Below are 19,459 nucleotides of genomic sequence, written 5' to 3'. Positions count from 1 at the left end.
CCCAATTCCCGGCGCGCCAATCAGATGGGCGCGTCGAATGAGGGATAAGCGACTACTTCGCCGTGAATTCGCCCAAGACTATTCTCGGTATGCGCGACAGAGTGTGGCTGTCGGCCCTGGTTCGCATTCCGCCTGGACGAACGAAAATCTCGAGTGCCAACTGACGAAGGACTACCACCGTGTCGAGAAGGGGCTCGCGCTACCGGCACCGAAGCGCCCGTTCGGTCACGATTTAGGTCGGCGTCTCGACAAGCTCATCGCACGCGCTCAGGAAATGAAGATCGACGCCCCATACGTCGGAGCAGCCCGAGAGGCAAGACAAGCCCTTGATCTATGGAACTCCACCGGCCAGATCGTCGATCAGGTCAGTCCGCTTGACTCCGGCAGGCCGGAGCGATTGGGGGTGTCCGACGAGTTCTTTCGTTCGCGCCACAGCGTCCGTGACTTCACTGGTGAGGCGATCGAACGGCGCACACTTCTTCACGCGGTTGAGCTCGCGACACAGAGCCCCTCCGTGTGCAATCGTCAGCCTTGGCATGTCAGGTTGCTGACGGATCGGCAATCGATTCAACGAGCTCTGCAGTTCCAGAATGGGAATCGGGGATTCACGGAGGTGATTCCTGCTCTGTACATCGTGACGGTCGACCAACGACTGTTCGCAGGTGCGGGCGAACGAAACCAAGCGTGGATCGAGGGCGGGATCTTTGCGAGCTCGTTGGTCTGGGCACTTCATGCTGAGGGCCTCGAGAGCTGCATGCTGAACATGAGCGTGGTGAATGCGGTGTCGACGCGTCTTCGCGCAGAGTTCGACATCGAAGACCAAGAAGTTGTCATTTGCATGATCGCGGCTGGCCACGGGCGTCCTGGCCACCGACGAGCAAGATCGCTCCGGAGAACGATCGAGGATCTGATGCGTCCATCGCCAGTTGAGCAGTCGTGAGGTCCGGGTGGTGACGTCCGCTGGAGGCATGATCGGGTTACGCTCTTCAACGTGACGCCGTCTTCCGGGGGTTCGGAGTCGTCGAGTCGGAACCATGGGGATGGGGCATCCGATCGGCGCCATGAGTCGAGCCGCTCGGGCGGGTCACACGAGTCCGGGTCCTCCCACCAGTCGGGTTCGAGCCGTTCGCATGGGTCGAGCTCGAGTCGCTCGCACGGCTCAGGCTCAGGCTCCGGCCGCTCGCACCATCACCATCGCTCGAGCAAGGCGCGCCGCGCCAAGCGTCGCAAACGCATCATCGTCTGGTCGATCGTCGGTGTGCTCGCGCTGCTCGTGTTCTGCGTGGCGTGGGTGGGTATCCGCGGGTTCCTGGCGGTGGGGGAGTTGCAGGCGGCCGTGCCGCTCGCCAAGGCGGCGCAGCAGCAGGTGGTCGCCGGTGACGCCGAGGCGGCGCAGAAGTCCGCCGACGAACTGGCCGGGCACGCGGCATCCGCTGCATCACTGACGGGTGATCCGATCTGGCGCGGCGCCGAGGTGCTGCCGGTGATCGGGCCGAACCTCGAGGTCATGCGGGTGGTCTCGGCATCCGTCGACCGAATCGCGCGCGACGCGGTGGTGCCGCTCGCGACGACGGCCGGCACCATCGACCTCGCGGGGTTCGCGCCGGCCGACGGAGCCCTCGACTTGCAGCCGATGATCGACATGCAGGCGCCGGTGCACGGGGCTCGCGTCGCGTTCGACAGTGCGGGAGCGGCGCTCGCGACGGTGGCCTCCGCTCCCGTCATCGGGCCGCTCGCCGACGCCCGCGACGAGCTCACGGCCCTTGTCAACGACGGTGGGGCCACGGTCACCGGGCTCGACAACGCGGTGCGCCTGCTGCCGGCGATGCTCGGCGCCGATGGCCCGCGCGACACCCTGCTGCTGTTCCAGAACAACGCGGAGCTGCGGTCGTTGGGCGGCGTCTCGGGTGCGCTCGCCCTCATCCACGCCGATGGTGGGGCCGTATCGATGACGCAGCAGGCCACCGCGCGCGACTTCCCGAAGTTCACGCCGCCGGTCGTGGAGCTGCCCCTCGAGACGCGGGCGCTCTGGGGCGACAACACGGCGAGCTACGTCCTCGACGTGAACTTCACGCCGCAGTTCCCGCTCGCCGCCACGATCGCGCGCGAGATGTGGAAGCGCCAGTTCGGCGCCGAGGTGCAGTCCGTCGTCGCGGTCGACCCCGTGATGCTGAGCTACCTGCTGCGCGCCACCGGGCCGATCACCCTGGCCACGGGCGAGCAGCTCACGAGCGAGAACGCCGTGCAGTTCCTGCTGACCGATGTCTACGCCAAGTACCCCGTGGAGCAGCAGGACGACATCTTCGCGGATGCCGCGGCATCCGCCTTCCGGGCCCTCACCGCAGGAGGTGCCGACCCGCAGGCGCTCATCGAGGCACTCACGCAGGCCGGCCTCGAACGACGCATCCTCATCTGGAACGATGACGTGCACGAGCAGGCGATCCTCGCCGGCACCACGCTCGCCGGCGGGCTGCCCGTGAGCGACGACGCCACGCAGACCTTCGGGGTCTACTTCAACGACATGACCGGGTCGAAGATGGACCCGTACCTCGACGTGCAGGTCGGGGCGGCCTCGGTCACCTGTCGCAACGACGGCCTGCCGAACTACGAGGTCGTCGTGAAGCTGACCAACACGGCGCCGGCGGATGCCGCGACGAGCCTCCCGGCCTATGTGACCGGTGCCGGCATGTACGGCACGCCGCCGGGGTCGATTCGCACCTCGGTGCATGTCTACAGCGCGCTCGGCACCTACAACCTCGGCGTCATGCTGAACGGCGAGGCGACGGGCTATCACCCCACGTCTGACACGGGCTACACGCTGAGCAAGGTCGTCTCGCAACTGGCCCCCGGGGAGAGCGCCGAGTACCGCTTCGGGTTCCTCGGCGGCGAAGCGGGGAAGAAGAATACCCGCATCGAGTCCACGCCACTCGTTTACACGCCCGAAACATTAGGGGTCGCGCTTTCCTGTGAATCTGCCCTATGGTGAGCAGGTGTCGTTTTTCGGAAGACGACACCTCCGGGGGATTTCCGAATTAGCGTCCCTCGGTGCTCATGAAGCACTACGAGGGGTAACGCAATCATGATCCGAAAGATTCTCGCAACCGTCGCCATCGCCGCCGTCGCACTCATCGCCGCTCCAGCGGCCGCGAACGCCGACGAGACGACCGGCTATGTCGGTCAGGGCACCGACGTCACGCTCACCGTCGGGGAGGTGGGAACCATGACGTTCAGCGGCCTCACGGCGAGCACGCCGTCCACGGCGACAGCCGACGACCTCGTCACGCTGGCGGTGCTGAAGGCGTCGACGGCCTCAAAGCCGACCGACGCGACCGGCACCGTGTCGTACCAGGTGTCCTCCAACACGCCCGGCACCTACACGATCACCGCCGTCGCGGGCGACTCGGTTGCGACCGGAACGCTCACGGTCGTCCCGGCTGACACCGCAGGCGGCACCGGAACCGGCATCGCCGACACCGGATACGACATGCCGGTGCTCTGGCTCTGGATCGGCGGGGGAGCCCTGCTGCTCGGTGCCGCGCTGATCGTGGTGCTCACCACCGTGCGCCGCGCACGCAACGAGAACTGACCGCGCCGCGGGGTCGGGCCGCACAGCCCCTACAGACGCGGTGACCTCACCACGAATGCCCGGATCGGCTGATCCGGGCATTCGTCGTGCCGTCCCGTCGGGCGCGCGGGTCGTCGGCGTCGACATCGCCAGGGGGCTCGCGCTCATCGGGATGTTCGTCGCACACGTCGCGCCGATGGCGCCCGATCCGGGCGTCGCCGCCCTCCTCGACATCGCCGACGAACGCCCCAGGCTGCTGTTCGCCCTCACCGCCGGCATCGGCCTCGGGCTGATCTCGGGCGGCATCCGCCCGACCGTCGAACGTCGCGATCGCGGCATCCTGCGACGTCAGATCGCGATCCGCGCCGTCATCCTCATCGCGCTCGGCCTGCTCATCGCGGTCACGCTGCAGCCGCTCGTGTTCATCATCCTCGACGTCTACGGGCTGGCGTTCCTGCTGATGCTGCCGCTGCTCTACCTTCCGCCGCGCGTGGCGCTCGGCCTCGGCGTCGGGCTGCTCGCCGTCACCCCGGGCCTCGCCGCGATCGCGGCTGCGACGCCTTTCGTGTCGCAGGCCCGGCTCACGCCCGTGCGCCTGCTCGTCGACTGGACCGTCAGCGGCGCGTACCCCGTCGTCATCTGGGTGCCGGTGATGCTCATCGGCCTCGCGCTCGTGCGCCTCGACCTCGGCTCGCGCACCACGGTCGCGGTCGCCGGCCTCGCCGGAGCCGCCGCGGCGTTCATCGCGCTGCCGCTCGCGTCGACGCTGCCGTCGCCGGCGATGGTGGCGGATGCCGCGTGGTCGGTGCCGTTGCGCGCCTCGCTCGAGACGTTCGGCAACACGGGGGTGGCCGCCGCCGTCGTGTCGGTGCTGCTCGCCCTCACGACCTTCGCCGCGCCGAGGGTGCGCCGCGTCACCGTCGCCGTGACCTCGCCCATCGCCGCGATGGGCGGCATGCCGCTCAGCATCTACACCCTGCACCTCGTCGTCCTCGCCCTCGCCATCCGGGTCGACCCGGCGACCGACACGCTGACGGATGACTCGTGGGGGCTGCTCATCGGCCTGGTCATCGGGTCCATGGCGTTCGCCTGGCTCTGGCGGCGCTACGTGGGGCGCGGGCCCCTCGAGACCATGCTCAGATGGGCGAGCGGACGAGGTCGCGCTCCGCGCGAGCCCGAACGGCCCGCCGACTGACGGCGGCGACCCACAGGCACCCGATGAGGGCGCCGAGCGTATTCGCGACGACGTCGGAGACGGTCGGGAACCGGGTCGGGAGCACGAACTGCACGAGCTCGATGCCGGCGCTCGTGAGCAAGCCGAGGGCGACCACCATCCACGGGCGGAGACCTGGGAACACCACGGGCACGAGTACGCCGAAGGGCACGAAGAGCACGATGTTCGCGAGGAACTCGAGCACCACGTACGCCTCGTACACCGGCACCCCGAGCCGGCCGACGAGGTGCGCCATCCAGCCGAGGATGCCCGAGACGCCACCCGAATCGGGCGCGGGCAGGAACACGATCAGACCGAGCAGCACGAGGTAGACGACCAACCCGATGCGGGCCGCCGAGACCCGGCGCCGCGGCATCCGATTCGTGTCCATGCAGCTCAGGGTACGTGATGCACGAGATCGTCCCACGTTCGTCATCCCCGCTTCACACGCGGTGGATACGGTCGCCGAATGGGGAGAACAACGATGAAAGCCGTGATTCCGGCCGCAGGTCTCGGAACCCGATTCCTGCCGGCCACCAAAGCAATGCCGAAGGAGATGCTCCCGGTCGTCGACAAGCCGGCGATCCAGTACGTCGTCGAGGAGGCGGTCGGGGCGGGGATCGACGACATCCTCGTCATCATCGGCCGCAACAAGAACGCCCTCGCCAACCACTTCGACCGCGTCACCGAACTCGAGCACACGCTCGAGGCGAAGGGCGACGCGTCCAAGCTCGAACGCGTCATGCACTCCAGCAGCCTCGCCGACATCCACTTCGTCCGGCAGGGCGACCCGCGCGGACTCGGGCACGCCGTGCTCCGGGCGCGCAAGCACGTCGGCGACGAGACGTTCGCCGTGCTCCTCGGCGACGACCTCATCGACGAGCGCGACCCGCTGCTCACGAAGATGATCGACGAGAGCACCGAGCGCGCCGCGACCGTGATCGCGCTCATGGAGGTCGAACCAGACCAGATCCACATGTACGGCGCCGCTGCGGTCGAGCCGACCGACGACCCCGACGTCGTGCGCGTCACGGGCCTCGTCGAGAAGCCCTCGGCAGCGGATGCCCCCTCGAACCTCGCGATCATCGGCCGCTACGTGCTGCGCCCCGAGATCTTCGACGTGCTCGAGGAGACGCCGCCCGGCAAGGGCGACGAGATCCAGCTCACCGACGCCCTGCAGGTGCTCGCCGCCGACGAGGCGATCGCGGGCGGCGTGTACGGCGTCGTGTTCCGCGGGCGCCGGTACGACACGGGCGACCGGCTCGACTACATCAAGTCGGTCCTGCTGCTCGCGCTCGATCGCGACGACCTCGGACCCGACCTCGCGGCCTGGCTGAAGCCGCTCGCCGCGTCGCTGCCGTGACCGGGTCGGCCCGGGACGCCCGCGCCGACGGTGCGGCGTCCGGGGCCGGCACGGGGCGCCCGCGGCTCGTCGCGTTCGACCTCGACGACACGCTCGCGCCGTCGAAGAGCCGCGTCGAGCCCGAGATGGCCGACGCGCTGTCCCGGCTCCTCGACGTCACCGAGGTCTGCGTCATCTCGGGCGGCCACCTCGGGCAGTTCACGGCGCAGGTGATCGACCCGCTCGCCGAGCTGGGTGCCGACCTCGAGCGGATGCACCTCCTGCCCACCTGCGGCACCCGCTACCTGCGGTTCGAGTCGGGGGACTGGCGGCAGGTCTACGCCGAAGACCTCACCGACGACGAGGCCGCGCGTGCCACGAGGTCGATCGAGGTGCGATCCGCAGAGCTCGGATTCGACGACGGACCCACCTGGGGCCCGCGCATCGAGCACCGTGGGTCGCAGGTGACGTTCTCGGCCCTCGGCCAGGAGGCGCCGGTCGACGTCAAGCAGCAGTGGGACCCGTCGGGCGCGAAGAAGTCGGCGCTGCGGGCGGCCGTGCAGGCCGACCTCCCCGACCTCGAGGTGCGCTCGGGCGGCTCGACCTCGATCGACATCACCCGCAAGGGCGTCGACAAGGCCTACGGGATGCGCCGCCTCATCGAGGCGACCGGCATCGAGGCGTCGTCGATGCTCTTCGTCGGCGATCGCCTCGACCCCGACGGCAACGACTTCCCGGTCATCGCGACGGGCGTGCCGTGCGTCGCCGTCGGCGGTTGGCGCGACACGCTCGGCGTGATCGAGGGCGTCATCGCGGGCCGGGAAACCGAATGAAGATCGTGTTAACTCTGGCGACCGCCCGGTTCGGTCGGGCGGCGCCGGAGGTACGTTCCAAGGAACGGGGGCACGAAGACGTCGTCGGCCCTCGAATCGAGCGAGGGAGACGGACCACACGTGCCTATCGAACATCCCACCGCGGGGAGTGATGGCGTTCGGCGCCGCACGATCATCATCGGCGCCGCAGCCGGCCTCGTGACCGCAGCAGCGTCGGCGAGTGCGCCGGCTTTCGCGGCGCCTTCCTACACGTCCATCCCGAAGCTGCCCTACGAGGTCTCCCGCCTCGACACGCAGGTCACCAGCATCGGCAAGAAGAAGTACGAGGCCATCGACGTCGTCTACGCGGGCGACCGCATGCGCCTGTTCGTGCCGCACGCGTCGCCGCCGAAGGCATCCGTCGGGGTGCTCTGGTACTACCACTCGAACGGCAGCGACTACACCTCGCTCACCAACGTCTACAAGTGGAGCGCCATGATGGCGGTCGACGCGGGTGCCGTGTGCATCTGCGCCAACTACGGCGGGAGCCTCTGGACCTCCGAGCCCTCGCTCGCCGCCCACCGCAACAGCGTCAAGTACATGAGCGCCGTCTGGAAGATCGCGGTGAGCTTCATGCGCGCCAACTCCGGCGGCGGGCCGCTGATGTCCTACGCCTACGGCACGAAGATGGTGCCCGCCGTGCGGGGCATGTACATGGCCAGCGCCGCGTACGACATGGAGGACCTGTACGACCGGGACCCCGTGCGCATCCCGCCCGTGTACGGCTACAACCGCGATCTCGCGGTCGCGACCAACCCCGCCCGGCTGCCGCAGTCGTCGTGGGCGGGCACCCGCATCCGCACCGTCGTCTCGATGTCCGACCCGCTCGTGCCGCCGCCCCAGCACACGCTGGCGCTCGTCGAGAAGGCCAAGCCGGTCGCGAGGGAGACGAGCGTGGAGTACCACGACGGCGGCCACAAGGTGCCCGACTGGACGAGCACCGACATGATCCAGACGTTCAAGCGGTGGCTCGCCGAGGGGTGAGCGCGCCGCGTCACGAGACCGACATCACGACGAAAGGGAGGCTCGATGTTCGACACGATCAAGAAGCCGCTGCGGGGGCCCGTGCGCCGCGCCAAGCGGGGCTGGCTGATGTACTCGGAGTTCCTGCGCGACTACCGGAGGTACCGGGACTCGGCCGCACCGTCCGATGAGGCGGTGACCGCCGTCGTCTCCGGGGTGAACCTCGAGGCCCAGCTCACGAAGGACTACCACCGCGTCGAGAAGGGGCTGAGCCTCAGGGAGCCGAAGCAGCCCTTCGGCGCGGCCGTCGAGCGGCGTCTCGCGATGCTGATCCCGGTCGCCGGCGCCCAGGCGTCGGAGGCGCCCTACCTCCGCTTCGCCGAGGACGCGCACGGCGCGCTCGGCTCGTGGAACGGCGGCGGCGGGGTCGACGACGAGGTGAGTCCACCCGCGATGCCCGCGCCGCTGTTCGGCGCCGTCGAGATGGACCGCTTCTTCGCGACCCGGCACAGCGTGCGGGACTTCGACGAGACGCGCCCGGTCGAGGCGGCCACCGTCGAAGAGGCGGTGCGCCTCACGACGTACACGCCCTCGGTCTGCAACCGGCAGGCGGGGCGCGTGCACGCGTTCAGCGGTGCCGACGACGCGGCACGCATCCTCGCCCACCAGAACGGCAACGCGGGCTTCCGCAGCCAGGTGCGGTCGGTGCTCGTGGTCACCGTCGAACGCGGGCTCTTCGCCGGCGCGACCGAGCGCAACCAGCGCTGGGTCGACGGCGGGCTCTTCGCGATGACGCTCGTGTGGGCGCTGCACGGGCTCGGCGTGAGCTCCTGCATGCTCAACTGGTCGATGACGAACGCGCAGTCCGATGCGCTGCGCCGCGAGGCGGGCATCCCCGACAGTGAAGACGTCATCTGCATGATCGCGATCGGCTACCCGCCCGAGCAGGGCTTCCGGGTCGCCCGATCGCCCCGCCGTCCCGTCTCGCAGGTGCTCACCACGCACTAGCGAGCGGATGCCCCGAACGAGCGGATGCCCCGACCGAGACCTCGGTCGGGGCATCCGCTCGTGTGCATCGCATCGCGCGATGAACGCGCCCGTGCGCGGTGCGGCTAGGGCCGGCCGAGCCCCTGGTACGTCCAGCCGGCAGCGCGCCACGCCTTCGCGTCGAGGCAGTTGCGGCCGTCGATCACGGAGCGCACCCCGACGAGTTCGCCCGCCCACACGGGGTCGAGGTGGCGGTACTCGTTCCACTCGGTCACGAGCACAACGAGGTCGGCGCCGCTCAGCACCGTGGCGAGGTCGTCGCTGAACGCGAGCTGCGGATGCAGGCGCTTCGAGTTCTCGATGGCCTCGGGGTCGATCGCGATCACGTCGGCGCCGAGCCCTCGCAGGCGCACCGCGACGTCGATCGCCGGAGAGTCGCGGATGTCGTCGGAGAACGGCTTGAACGCGAGCCCGAGCACGGCGACCCGCTTGCCGTTCGGCTCGCCGTCGAGCGCGTCGACCGCCAGGTCGACGACCCGCTGGCGGCGTCGCAGGTTGATCGCGTCGACCTCCTTGAGGAAGGCGACCGACTCGCCGCGGCCGATCTCCTCGGCGCGGGCGGTGAACGCCCGGATGTCCTTCGGCAGGCAGCCGCCGCCGAACCCGACCCCGGCGCCGAGGAAGCGGCGTCCGATGCGCTCGTCGAGGCCGATGGCGTCGGCGAGCTGGGTGACGTCGGCGCCCGTGACCTCGGCGATCTCGGCCATCGCGTTGATGAACGAGATCTTCGTCGCGAGGAACGCGTTCGCCGAGACCTTCACGAGCTCGGCCGTCGCGTAGTCGGTGACGATGAGCGGCGTCTCGGCGGCCAGCGCGGAGGCGTAGACCTCCGAGAGCATCGCCTCGGCGGTCACGGCGGCCTCGGGGTCGGCCGGCACGCCGTAGACCAGCCGGTCGGGGCTGATCGTGTCCTTCACCGCGAAGCCCTCGCGGAGGAACTCGGGATTCCAGGCGAGCATCGCCCCCGTGCCGCTCTCCGCGATCTGCGCCGCGAGGCGCTCGGCCGTGCCGACGGGCACCGTCGACTTTCCCACGATGAGGTCGCCCGCCGCCACGTACTCGAGGAGGCCGTCGATCGCGCCGTCCACGTACGTCAGGTCGGCCGAGTACGAGCCCTTGAGCTGCGGCGTGCCGACGGCCACGAAGTGCACCGACGCGCCCGCGACATCCGCCATGTCCGTCGAGAAGGTGAGCCGCCCCGAGGCGACCGCCGACCTGAGGAGCTCGGGAAGCCCCGGCTCGAAGAACGGCGCCTCTCCGGCGGCGAGGCGCGCGATCTTCGCGGCGTCGACGTCGATCCCGACCACGTCGTGGCCGAGCTCCGCCATGCTCGCGGCATGGACCGCCCCGAGGTATCCGCATCCGATCACTGAAACTCGCACGTAGCCGCCTCTCATCAAGGTGGGGCCACCGTTGGACGCCCCACCGACCCTGCCCCAGTTCTAGCAGAGCCCCGTGAAGGGTTGTTTCCTGACGGTTACATCTGGGTGTCGTTCCAGCGAACCCCCTCCGACGCGGCGCATCCGGCGGCTAATGTCGTGCTCAGGTTCACCGTCGTTCCCTGGTTCCCGCTCAACTGCTGACCTTTGGGGGTGTCGCGCTGTGCCGATCTCCGCGAAAACCGTGACCGACGATCGACCGTCCGAGGCGCGAGGCGCGAGCACCCGCGAGCTGACGGTCCTGCATTCGCTGCATCCGCCCGACGGCACCACGCAGTTCGTCGACCAGATGGTCGAGGGGGCGCCCGCCGAGGTCCGCATCGAGTTCTTCTCGTGGCGCACGGCGCTCTTCGGCAGCTACGACGTGTTCCACGTGCACTGGCCCGAGCTGCTCATCCGCCGGCGGAGCGCCGCGAGGCGCTTCCTCCTGCGGCGCGCCCTCGACGTGCTGCTGCTGCGCCTGCGCCTGAAGCGCATCCCGCTCGTCTGGACGGCGCATAACATGGAGCCGCACGAGCAGGGCTCCGCCGGAGAGCGCCGATCGCTCGCGAGGTTCACGAGGGCCGTCGACCTCGTGGTGCGGCTGAACCCGACGACGGTCCCGCCCGCGGGCGCCGAGGTCATCACCGTGCTGCACGGCCACTACCGGTCCAGCCTCTCGGCGTACCCGGCGGCCCCGGTCGAGCCCGGTCGCCTCCTCTACTTCGGCATCATCCGCCCGTACAAGGGCGTGCCGCACCTGATCGACTGCTTCACCGCCCTCGAGGGCGACGACCTCTCGCTGCGCATCGTCGGCAAGCCGCACGCAGGGCAGGGCGAGATCATCGAGGCGGCGACCCTCGCCGATTCCCGGGTCACCGCCCGGCTCGAGTTCGTCGACGACGACGTCGTGGTCGACGAGGTCACCCGTTCCGAGCTCATCGTGCTCCCGTATCGCGAGCAGATGCACAACTCGGGCGTGCTCCTCGCCGCGCTCTCGCTCGGCCGGCCGGTGCTCGTGCCGGCGTCGCCGACCAATCAAGCGCTCGCCGACGAGGTCGGCCCCGAGTGGATCATCCAGTACGAGGGCGACCTCGAGCCCGGGACGCTCCGCACGGGGCTCGCCGCCGCACGTCGGATCCCGGCCGGCACCGAGCCCGAGCTCGGCCTGCGCGACTGGGACCACATCGGGCGTCAGCTCTTCGACGGCTACGTCGCCGCGATCGATCGGCTGCGGGCATGAGCGAGCCGCACACCGCACGGAGCCTCGGCGCCAACGCCTCGCGCGGCGCGCTCGTCACGATGAGCGGGCAGGGCGTGCGCCTGGCGATCCAGCTCGCGGGCATCGTCGTGCTCGCGCGCCTGCTGACGCCCGCCGACTACGGCCTCATCGCGATGGTGACCGCGATCATCGGAATCGGCGAGATCTTCCGCGACTTCGGGCTGTCGAGCGCCGCGATCCAGGCCAAGTCGGTCAGCCGTGAGCAGAAGGACAACCTGTTCTGGCTGAACTCCGGCATCGGCCTCGTGCTGACGCTGCTCGCCTGCGGGCTCTCCGGGGTGATCGCCTCGATCTACGGCGACGATCGACTGCAGATGCTCACGATCGCCCTCGCGGCGACCTTCCTGCTGAACGGCGTCTCGACCCAGTTCCGCGCCGACCTGACGCGCAAGCTGCTGTTCCTCCGGCTCGCGGTCGTCGACAGCACCGCGCAGGCCGTCGGATTCACCGCCGGCGTCGTCTTCGCCGTGCTGGGATTCGGCTACTGGGCGCTCGCCGCGCAGCAGCTCGCGATCAGCCTCATCGGCCTCGTCATGCTGCTCGTGCTCACCGGCTGGTTCCCGGGATGGATGCACCGGCGCACCCCGATGCGCGGGTTCCTCGGCTTCGGCGCGAACCTGCTGGGCTCCCAGCTCCTCGGCTACGCAGCGGCCAACGTCGACTCGGTGGTCATCGGAACGCGCTTCGGCGCGAGCGCGCTCGGCTTCTACAACCGGGCCTTCCAGCTGATGATGCTGCCGCTCACGCAGTTGAACGCACCCTCGACGCGCGTCGCGCTGCCGGTGCTCTCGCGCCTGCAGGACCAGCGCGACCGGTTCAACGCGTTCATCTCGTTCGGCCAGTCCATCCTCCTCATGGCCGTGAGCTTCACGTTCGCGTTCCTCGGCGCGCAGGCGTCGTCGGTCGTCGAACTCGCCCTCGGCCGGCAGTGGCTCGAGGTCGTCCCGCTCTTCCAGGTGCTGCTCGTCGCGGGGTTCTTCCAGGCCTCCAGCTACGCCGTCTACTGGGTCATGCTGTCGAAGGGGCTCGCCCGCGCCAACCTGCACTACGCGCTGGCGACCCGGCCTGCGATGATCCTGCTCATCATCCTCGGGGCGAACTGGGGCGTCGGCGGCGTCGCGGTGGCCTATACGACGGCGATCGTGCTGATCTGGCCGGTGGGCCTCATCTGGATCTCGAGGGTCTCCGACGCCCCGGCCAAGGTGATGTTCCTGAACGGCGTGCGGATGCTCCTCGTGTTCGGGCTCGGCGCCGGCGTCTCGTGGGCGTCGACGCTCGCGCTGCCCGTCGACGCGCTGGTGCTCCGGCTCGTCGTCGGACTCTCTTCGCTCATCGGATGGGTCGTGCTCGTCGCGCTCATCTGGCCGCGCTTCCGTGCCGACCTCATCACCCTCGCGCAGGCCCGGCGGCACTTCGGCCGTCGTGCCGGCGGCGCGACCACGCGGCCCGTCGACCCCGATGCGTCGCCTGAGGCGGCATCCGATGCGGCATCCGAGGCACCCCAGGCCGATGCCGACGCGTCGGCATCCATCGTCGTGCGCGAACCGCACTAGGAGGAACCATGATCGATCGAACCGTCCGCCGTGCTCGCCGGGTGCTCCGCGAGGCGTACCTGACCAGCGGCATCCCCTCGGGGATCGACCACCGCCGCATCCTGCGGACCGCGCGCGCGGGATGGCGCCCCGGTGCCCGCCTCGACGGCGAGCACCTCCTCCTCGCGGCGCCGGGCGGCGGCAACATCGGCGACCAGGCGATGTTCGAGGCGTTCCTCGAGGGCACCGCGGGTCGCGTCACGGTCATCGTGCGCTCCGCCGCGGAGGTCACTGTCCCGGCGGCGCACGCGAGCCGGGTCACGGTCGCCGAACTGCCCGACCTCGTCTACGGCGCCAGGCGCGCCCACGCCGCCGACATCGAGCGCTTCGGGGTCATGCTCCGCACCGCCGCGAGCTTCTCGGTCGTCGGCGCCGACATCATGGACGGACGCTACGTGCTGCGCCCGTCCGTGCGACGGTCCGTGCTCGCGGGCGCCGCCGCAGCCGCGAAGGTGGACACGCGCATCCTCGGCTTCAGCTGGAACGGCCAGGCCCGCGTGGCGGCCCGCCGTGCGTTGGTGGCAGCGAGTCGTCGGGGCGCGGTGCCGATGCTCAGGGACCCGATCTCGGCCGAGCGTGCGGCCGGCGACCGCGTCAGCGGCATCCGCGACGTCGCCGACATCGTCTTCTCGGCGACCACCGTCGACCCCGCCCTCCTCGAAGGACTCGGCGACCTCGATCGGCCGTACGCGATCGTGAACGTCAGCGGACTCATCGGCGGGCAGGTCGACCAGGCGGCGGAGTACGTGCGCATCATCCGGCACCTCGTCGACCGCGGCCTCGCGGTCGTCGTGCTCCCGCACGTGTCCCGACCCGACGCCGACGACCTCGCCGCGTGCGAGGAGGTCGTCTCCCGCCTCGACGGCACGCCCGTGCGATTCATCCGCTCGCTCGGCACACCGGCCTCGATCAGGGGGCTCGCCGAAGGGGCGTCCGTCGTCGTCACCGGCCGCATGCACCTCGCGATCATGTCCATCTGGAGCGGCAAGCCCGCCCTGACCCTCGCGACGCAGGGCAAGGTCGAGGGCCTCATGCGCATGCTCGGCACGCCCGAGCTCTGCGTGGAGCCGCGCGCCGGGTTCGCCGACGAGGTCATCCGCGTGATCGACGACGTGCTTCCCGACGACTCGTCGGCGCGGAGGTCGATCGCGCGGGCGCTGCCGCTCGTGAAGGAGCGTGCACGAGCCAACCTCGCCGGACTCGCCGGTGCCGCGGAACTCGCCGAACCCGGCGTGGTCGAGGACGAAGCCGTCGACGTGACGGCGGCCTGAGGATGGCAGGTCGTGCCGCGGGAGCGTTCGCCTCGCTCGTCGGGGGCAGTCCGGTCTGGTCCGAGCGGATGCGGCGACGGATCCTCAAGCTCGCGGGCGTCGCCCTGGCGCATGACGCCCGGGTCCACCCCTACGTGCGGTTCGTGGGGTCGCCGCATCGCCTCACGATCAGGTCGGGGGCGTTCGTGAACGTCGGCCTGCTCGTCGGAGGCAACGCCGACGTGGTCATCGAGGAGCGGGCCTCGATCGGCCCGAACGTGCAGCTCATCCCGACGACGCACGAGCTCGGCGGCCACGAGCAGCGGGCGGGGGCCACGAAGAGCGCACCGATCCGCGTCGGGCGCGGAAGCTGGCTCGGCGCCGGCGTGATCGTGCTCGGCGGCGTCGACATCGGCGACGGATGCGTGATCGCCGCCGGCTCGGTCGTGACGCGCGACTGCGAACCCGACGGCCTCTACGGCGGCACGCCGGCGAAGCTCCTGCGACAGCTCTGACAGCTCAGACAGCTCTGAAGGCGAGGAACGCATGTCACCACGGGTCAGCATCATCGTGCCGGTCTACAACGCCGCGGGCTTCATCGCCGAGGCGCTCGAGCACACGCGCACCCAGACCTTCGAGGACGTCGAGATCGTCATCGTCGACGACGGGTCGCGCGACGACACGGCCGCCCTCGCGGCGGCGTTCACGCAGCGCGAACCGCGGGCGAGGCTCATCCGCATGCCCGAGAACGGCGGCGTCGCTCGGGCCCGTCGTCGCGCCATCGAGGAGAGCCGTGGCGGGTACCTCTGGTTCATCGACGTCGACGACGGCTGGGACGAGCGGGCGCTCGAGCGCCTCGTCGCCGCGGCCGACGCGGGGCCCTTCGACGTCGTCGTCGCCGGGGCGCGCTTCGTCTACGACGGCGGCGCCTCGACGCGGGCGATTCCGGTGCCCGACTCGCCGCCGGTCGACAACGTCGGGGCCATGTCCATGCTCCTGTCGGGGCGCATCACCGGGCACCTCTGGAACAAGCTCTTCCGCCGCGACCTCATGACGCGGATCGACCTCGTGCCGGCGCGCGTGCACTCCGACCTCGCGATGGTCGCCGACGCGCTCTCCCGTGCGGGCTCGGTGGCCTTCCTCGACGCGAACGTGTACGACTACCGGCTCCGCAGCGGGTCGATCATCACCTCCGGAAGCCGACGTGCGGAATCCCTCGCGCTCGTCGGCGACGCGGTCACGGCCGCGGCCAGGCGTGCATCGCCCGAGCTCGTCGAGAGCGAGGACCACCGGTACTTCGTGTGCCGCTACATCGTGCTCTCCGGCACGAAGGACGCCGTGCTCGCGCCGTACGAGCCGGCCGAGGGGGAACGCCTCTTCCGGGAGTTGCGCGGTCGCATCACCACGCGCGACCTGCTCGAGCTGGCACGCCGACGAGACCTGCGGCGCCTCGCGCTGGCCACCTCGGCACGGTGGTCGAAGCCCGTCTACCGCCGTCTGCTGAAGCTCGCCGAGCGCTGATGCCGCGGCTCGCGGAGGCCACGCCGAGCGGCTCGCGGAGCGGGCGCGTGAAGTCTGGGTTACGTCTCTGTAAATCCCCACACGCCGGAGAAACCCCGGGTTAGTCTCATCGCGAGAAGGCCACCGCCGTCTTTCGATTCCGAATCCAAGATCTCGAAATCGTGAGCAGGGGGACGTCCATGGCTTCACCATCCGTCGAAGTTCGGGCAGCGCGAAAGCTGGTACTCGCAGCATCGACCGGGGGTCACCTCGTCGAACTCGTGCGGCAACTGCCGTTCCTCGGGGCATCCGACGACTCGCTCTTCATCACGTTCCGCACGCCGCAGAGCGAATCGCTGCTCAGGGGCCGCCGCGTGCTCTACGTGCCCTACGTCCGGCCGCGCGACTACGCCGGCGTCGTCAAGGCCGTGGGGCTCGTGAACCGCGCCATGGCCGCCGAGAAGTTCGACGGGGCGGTCAGCACCGGGGCCGCGATCGCGCTCTCGGTGCTCCCGGTCGCCCGACTGCGGGGCATTCCCGCGACCTACATCGAGAGCGTGTGCCGGGTCGACGGACCGTCGACCACCGGTCGTGTCCTCGCCGCCGTGCCGAGCGTGTCGTTGCGTACGCAGCACGAGTCGTGGTCGGGGCGGCGCTGGCGGATGCAGCCGAGCGTGCTCTCGACCTACGGTTCGGCGCCCCGCGAGTTCCCGACCGACACCCAGCGGCTGTTCGTCACGCTCGGCACGATCGAGGGGTACCGGTTCGACTCGATCGTCGACGCCGTGCTCGCGAGCGGTTCCGCGAACGAGGACACGGTGTGGCAGCTGGGCTCCACGAACAACAGGCCCGACCTCCCCGGCCGGGTGTTCGGGCAGATCGCCCCCCACGAGTTCGAGCGGTACGCGCGAGAGGCCGGGGTCGTGGTCACCCACGCCGGCGTCGGCACCCTGATCGGGCTGCTCGGCCACGGCATCTACCCGCTCATGGTCCCGAGGCGGTTGCACCGCGGCGAGCATGTCGACGACCACCAGCTCCAGATCGCAGAGCTTGTGAACCGACTCGGCATCGGCCACGCCGTCGAGGTCGAGGAGTTCGATGCCGAGGCCATCCGCCTCGTCGCCGATCGCCGCATCGTCGACTACGCCATGCCGCCCACCACCGCTGACGAGAGGGACCTCGAACCCGCATGAACAAGATCTTCGCAGTCGGACGAGGGCAGTACGAGAACGTCGGGGACATCATCCTCCGGCGTCCGCTGCTCGACTGGGTTCGCCCCCTGGGCGAGCTGCACGTGTACGTCGGGCACTCGCCCGCCGGCTACGACGAGGGGCTCGGGCTCGCGCCCGACGACGTCGTCTACCGATCCTTCACGACGTGGTACCGCGCGGCGATGGCCGCGGCCGTCGCGGGCGAGGCCTCGTACGTGTTCAAGCCGGGTGAGATCCAGCTCACGCTCATCGGCATGAAGGAGCACGTGTCGATGCTGCCGCTGCTGGCGACCATCCGCCTGCGCGGCGGCCGCGCCGTCCGCGCCGGCGTCGGAACGCGCAACTACGCGCCGGTGCCGCGAGCGATCATGGGGCCCTCCATCGCGCTCTCGGACCTCACCCTCTGGCGCGACGTCACGACGGCCGCGTACATGCGGCGCGGCGAGGCGATGCCCGACCTCGCGTTCGGCGAGGGTGCTCCCGACGAGCTCGTTCCGGGGTTCGCCGCCGGCGAGGGCGACCGCGACGTGATGGTCGTCTCGATGCGAGCGGATGACCCGTCGCGCCCGTATCCGACGTCCGAGTGGATCCGTGGCGTGCGGAGCTACGCCGACCGGCACGGCCTGACCATCTGGGCCGTGACCCAGGTGCAGGTCGACAACGAGACGAGCTACCGGCTCGCCCGCGATCTCGGCGGCGAGGTGCTCGCGTGGGACGAGCTCTCCGGCCACGACGTGCAGGAGGCGAAGCTGCGCGAGCTCTACCGCCGAACGGCGATCGCCCTCAGCGATCGGCTGCACGTGATCATCGCGGCGTTCACCGAGGGCGCGATCCCCGTCGGGTCGCTCGTCGACGGATCGGACAAGATCGACCGCCACTTCGCGACGATCGGCATCGCCGACATCACCATGGCCACCCGGAACATGTCGGCCGACGAGATCGTGGCGAGCCTCGAGGCCCTGTCCGGGCGCCGTGCCGAGATGTTCGAGCAACTGGTCGACGCGCGGGCCCGGCTCGCCGTGCGACGCGACCAGGTGCAGCAGACCCTCCGAGGCGCGGCATCCGCCGAAGGCCTCGTCGACGCCCAGGCCGAGTTGGCACTGCCGTGAGCGCGCCCGCCGTCACGACCTCGGCGCGCCGGCCGATGGTGCACCACCTCGGTCGCGGCGGCGAGGTCGCCGGCGGCATGACGCAGGTCGTGAACGGGTACCTCCGGTGGCCGTTCGAGCACGTCGACACGCAGGTCATCGTCACGCGCGGCGATCCCGGCGACTCCATCGCCGCGGCGCGACTCGCGGCCGGGGCGGCCGTCCGCATCTGGGGCATGAAGCGGTCGACGCCGCAGGTGGTCGTCGGGCACCTCTCCGAGGGCGGTTCGTTCCTCCGCGAGGGCTCGCTCCTGCGCCTGGCGAAGGCCCGCGGCATCCCGACGATCGCGCACCTGCACGGCAGCTCGTTCGCCGAGTTCGCCGAGCGCAGGCCGGGGATCGTGCGCGGCGTGCTCCGAGCCTCGGACCGGGTCATCTCGCTCTCCGAGGAGAGCACGGAGGTCGCGGCCCGCTTCATCGACCGCGATCGCATCGAACTCGTCCCGAACGCCATTCCCGGCAGCATCCCCACCGCCAAGCGGCCCATCGTCGCCTTCGGCGGCGTGGTCGGGTATCGCAAGGGCATCGACGTGCTGCAACGCGCGTGGGCCGACCTCGGCGCCACCAGGCAGGGGTGGCGGCTCGTCGTCGCCGGCCCCGTCCGCGACGAGCACCTGGTCGATCGTTCCGCGGAGGGCGTCGAATTCGTCGGCTCGCTGCCGCACGACGAGCTCATGGCGCTGCTCGACGAATCGCTCGTGGCGGTGCTGCCTTCTCGCGAGGAGGCGATGCCGATGTTCATCCTCGAGGCGCTCGCTCGTCGCTGCTGCGTCATCTCCACCGACGTCGGCGGCATCGAGGCGGTGCTCCGGGACGGCGCCGGCGTCGTCGTCCCGCCCGGCGATGCCGCCGCCCTGGGCGAGGCGCTCGCCTCCGTCCTCGGCGACCCCGGCCGACTCGACGCCATCGCGGCCGAGGGTGCACGGGTCTTCGACGAGCGCTTCTCCGCGAGCGCCGTCTTCCCTCGCGTGGAGTCGCTGTGGCTCGACGCGATCAACGGCCGCCGGACGCGAGCACTCGTGCCCGGCAGCGCAGCAGGATGACCGAAGGAGGGGA

18 protein-coding genes are annotated in these 19,459 nt (G+C 70.3%); 16 read left to right on the top strand and 2 right to left on the bottom strand.

Features of this window, described 5'->3' with window-relative positions; translation table 11 throughout:
- The first annotated feature begins 37 nt into the window (after positions 1–37).
- The 4 genes from ACR3IO_RS05015 to ACR3IO_RS05000 all read left to right on the top strand — a co-directional run bounded on the left by ACR3IO_RS05015 (position 38) and on the right by ACR3IO_RS05000 (position 4,760).
- Positions 38–940 carry a nitroreductase family protein gene (locus tag ACR3IO_RS05015; protein WP_434070077.1) on the top strand — a complete coding sequence of 301 codons (903 nt, stop codon included), beginning with the start codon at positions 38–40 and terminating at the stop codon, positions 938–940.
- 318 nt (positions 941–1,258) lie between these two features.
- Positions 1,259–2,986 carry a DUF4012 domain-containing protein gene (locus ACR3IO_RS05010; RefSeq protein WP_434070076.1) on the top strand — a complete coding sequence of 576 codons (1,728 nt, stop codon included), beginning with the start codon at positions 1,259–1,261 and terminating at the stop codon, positions 2,984–2,986.
- Positions 2,987–3,079: 93 nt separating this feature from the next.
- Complete coding sequence (locus tag ACR3IO_RS05005; RefSeq protein ID WP_434070075.1) at positions 3,080–3,586, top strand: hypothetical protein; 507 nt, start codon at positions 3,080–3,082, stop codon at positions 3,584–3,586.
- Positions 3,587–3,626: 40 nt separating this feature from the next.
- Positions 3,627–4,760 (top strand): DUF418 domain-containing protein, encoded by a 1,134-nt coding sequence (locus ACR3IO_RS05000; RefSeq protein WP_434070074.1) that lies wholly within the window; start codon positions 3,627–3,629, stop codon positions 4,758–4,760.
- On the opposite strand, the gene ACR3IO_RS04995 is transcribed toward ACR3IO_RS05000, so the two are convergent.
- Positions 4,702–5,169 carry a VanZ family protein gene (locus ACR3IO_RS04995; protein WP_434070073.1) on the bottom strand — a complete coding sequence of 156 codons (468 nt, stop codon included), beginning with the start codon at positions 5,167–5,169 and terminating at the stop codon, positions 4,702–4,704. The genes ACR3IO_RS05000 and ACR3IO_RS04995 overlap by 59 nt on opposite strands.
- Before the next feature lie 78 nt (positions 5,170–5,247).
- Between ACR3IO_RS04995 and galU the strand changes: the two genes are divergently transcribed.
- The 4 genes from galU to ACR3IO_RS04975 all read left to right on the top strand — a co-directional run bounded on the left by galU (position 5,248) and on the right by ACR3IO_RS04975 (position 8,963).
- Entirely contained in the window at positions 5,248–6,141 is an 894-nt protein-coding gene (gene galU, locus ACR3IO_RS04990) for a UTP--glucose-1-phosphate uridylyltransferase GalU (protein ID WP_434070072.1), read from the top strand.
- Positions 6,138–6,953, top strand: a complete 816-nt coding sequence (locus ACR3IO_RS04985) for an HAD-IIB family hydrolase (protein WP_434070071.1) — start codon at positions 6,138–6,140, stop codon at positions 6,951–6,953. Before galU ends, ACR3IO_RS04985 begins: the two co-directional genes overlap by 4 nt.
- A gap of 120 nt (positions 6,954–7,073) precedes the next feature.
- The gene (locus ACR3IO_RS04980; protein WP_434070070.1) at positions 7,074–7,976 is read left to right on the top strand and encodes a hypothetical protein; all 903 of its coding nucleotides are present in this window, start codon (positions 7,074–7,076) and stop codon (positions 7,974–7,976) included.
- 45 nt (positions 7,977–8,021) lie between these two features.
- Positions 8,022–8,963, top strand: coding sequence for a nitroreductase family protein (locus tag ACR3IO_RS04975; protein WP_434070069.1), 942 nt, complete (start codon positions 8,022–8,024; stop codon positions 8,961–8,963).
- Positions 8,964–9,067: 104 nt separating this feature from the next.
- Here the strand turns inward: ACR3IO_RS04975 and ACR3IO_RS04970 are convergent, their stop codons facing one another.
- Positions 9,068–10,384: a UDP-glucose dehydrogenase family protein gene (locus tag ACR3IO_RS04970; protein WP_434070068.1), complete on the bottom strand. Its 1,317-nt coding sequence runs from the start codon at positions 10,382–10,384 to the stop codon at positions 9,068–9,070.
- Positions 10,385–10,625: 241 nt separating this feature from the next.
- On the opposite strand from ACR3IO_RS04970, the gene ACR3IO_RS04965 reads away from it, so the two are divergent.
- From ACR3IO_RS04965 to ACR3IO_RS04930, 8 genes are all read left to right on the top strand, one after another.
- Positions 10,626–11,663: a glycosyl transferase gene (locus ACR3IO_RS04965; protein WP_434070067.1), complete on the top strand. Its 1,038-nt coding sequence runs from the start codon at positions 10,626–10,628 to the stop codon at positions 11,661–11,663.
- Positions 11,660–13,255: a lipopolysaccharide biosynthesis protein gene (locus ACR3IO_RS04960; protein WP_434070066.1), complete on the top strand. Its 1,596-nt coding sequence runs from the start codon at positions 11,660–11,662 to the stop codon at positions 13,253–13,255. The genes ACR3IO_RS04965 and ACR3IO_RS04960 overlap by 4 nt, the downstream gene beginning before the upstream one ends.
- A gap of 8 nt (positions 13,256–13,263) precedes the next feature.
- Positions 13,264–14,565, top strand: a complete 1,302-nt coding sequence (locus tag ACR3IO_RS04955; RefSeq protein ID WP_434070065.1) for a polysaccharide pyruvyl transferase family protein — start codon at positions 13,264–13,266, stop codon at positions 14,563–14,565.
- A 2-nt stretch (positions 14,566–14,567) separates the two neighbouring features.
- Complete coding sequence (locus tag ACR3IO_RS04950) at positions 14,568–15,059, top strand: acyltransferase (RefSeq protein WP_434070064.1); 492 nt, start codon at positions 14,568–14,570, stop codon at positions 15,057–15,059.
- A 31-nt stretch (positions 15,060–15,090) separates the two neighbouring features.
- Positions 15,091–16,065, top strand: a complete 975-nt coding sequence (locus ACR3IO_RS04945; protein WP_434070063.1) for a glycosyltransferase family 2 protein — start codon at positions 15,091–15,093, stop codon at positions 16,063–16,065.
- A gap of 179 nt (positions 16,066–16,244) precedes the next feature.
- A complete protein-coding gene (locus tag ACR3IO_RS04940; protein ID WP_434070062.1) occupies positions 16,245–17,237 on the top strand; it encodes a glycosyltransferase in 993 nt (330 codons plus the stop codon).
- A complete protein-coding gene (locus ACR3IO_RS04935; RefSeq protein ID WP_434070061.1) occupies positions 17,234–18,364 on the top strand; it encodes a hypothetical protein in 1,131 nt (376 codons plus the stop codon). Before ACR3IO_RS04940 ends, ACR3IO_RS04935 begins: the two co-directional genes overlap by 4 nt.
- Positions 18,361–19,446 (top strand): glycosyltransferase family 4 protein, encoded by a 1,086-nt coding sequence (locus tag ACR3IO_RS04930; RefSeq protein WP_434070060.1) that lies wholly within the window; start codon positions 18,361–18,363, stop codon positions 19,444–19,446. The genes ACR3IO_RS04935 and ACR3IO_RS04930 overlap by 4 nt, the downstream gene beginning before the upstream one ends.
- The last annotated feature ends 13 nt before the right edge of the window (positions 19,447–19,459 follow it).

This window comes from Agromyces sp. Marseille-Q5079, assembly GCF_051016555.1.
GTDB lineage: Bacteria > Actinomycetota > Actinomycetes > Actinomycetales > Microbacteriaceae > Agromyces.
This window is presented reverse-complemented; position numbering and strand designations above follow the sequence as displayed.

Bases quoted from the DNA above. Each gene is read 5' to 3' on its own strand.
- ACR3IO_RS04975 (WP_434070069.1), top strand. From the start codon at position 8,022: ATGTTCGACACGATCAAGAAGCCGCTGCGGGGGCCCGTGCGCCGCGCC.
- ACR3IO_RS04945 (WP_434070063.1), top strand. From the start codon at position 15,091: ATGTCACCACGGGTCAGCATCATCGTGCCGGTCTACAACGCCGCGGGC.
- ACR3IO_RS04955 (WP_434070065.1), top strand. From the start codon at position 13,264: ATGATCGATCGAACCGTCCGCCGTGCTCGCCGGGTGCTCCGCGAGGCG.
- ACR3IO_RS04935 (WP_434070061.1), top strand. From the start codon at position 17,234: ATGAACAAGATCTTCGCAGTCGGACGAGGGCAGTACGAGAACGTCGGG.
- ACR3IO_RS05005 (WP_434070075.1), top strand. From the start codon at position 3,080: ATGATCCGAAAGATTCTCGCAACCGTCGCCATCGCCGCCGTCGCACTC.
- ACR3IO_RS04995 (WP_434070073.1), bottom strand. From the start codon at position 5,169: ATGGACACGAATCGGATGCCGCGGCGCCGGGTCTCGGCGGCCCGCATC.
- galU (WP_434070072.1), top strand. From the start codon at position 5,248: ATGGGGAGAACAACGATGAAAGCCGTGATTCCGGCCGCAGGTCTCGGA.
- ACR3IO_RS05015 (WP_434070077.1), top strand. From the start codon at position 38: ATGAGGGATAAGCGACTACTTCGCCGTGAATTCGCCCAAGACTATTCT.
- ACR3IO_RS04950 (WP_434070064.1), top strand. From the start codon at position 14,568: ATGGCAGGTCGTGCCGCGGGAGCGTTCGCCTCGCTCGTCGGGGGCAGT.
- ACR3IO_RS04940 (WP_434070062.1), top strand. From the start codon at position 16,245: ATGGCTTCACCATCCGTCGAAGTTCGGGCAGCGCGAAAGCTGGTACTC.
- ACR3IO_RS04960 (WP_434070066.1), top strand. From the start codon at position 11,660: ATGAGCGAGCCGCACACCGCACGGAGCCTCGGCGCCAACGCCTCGCGC.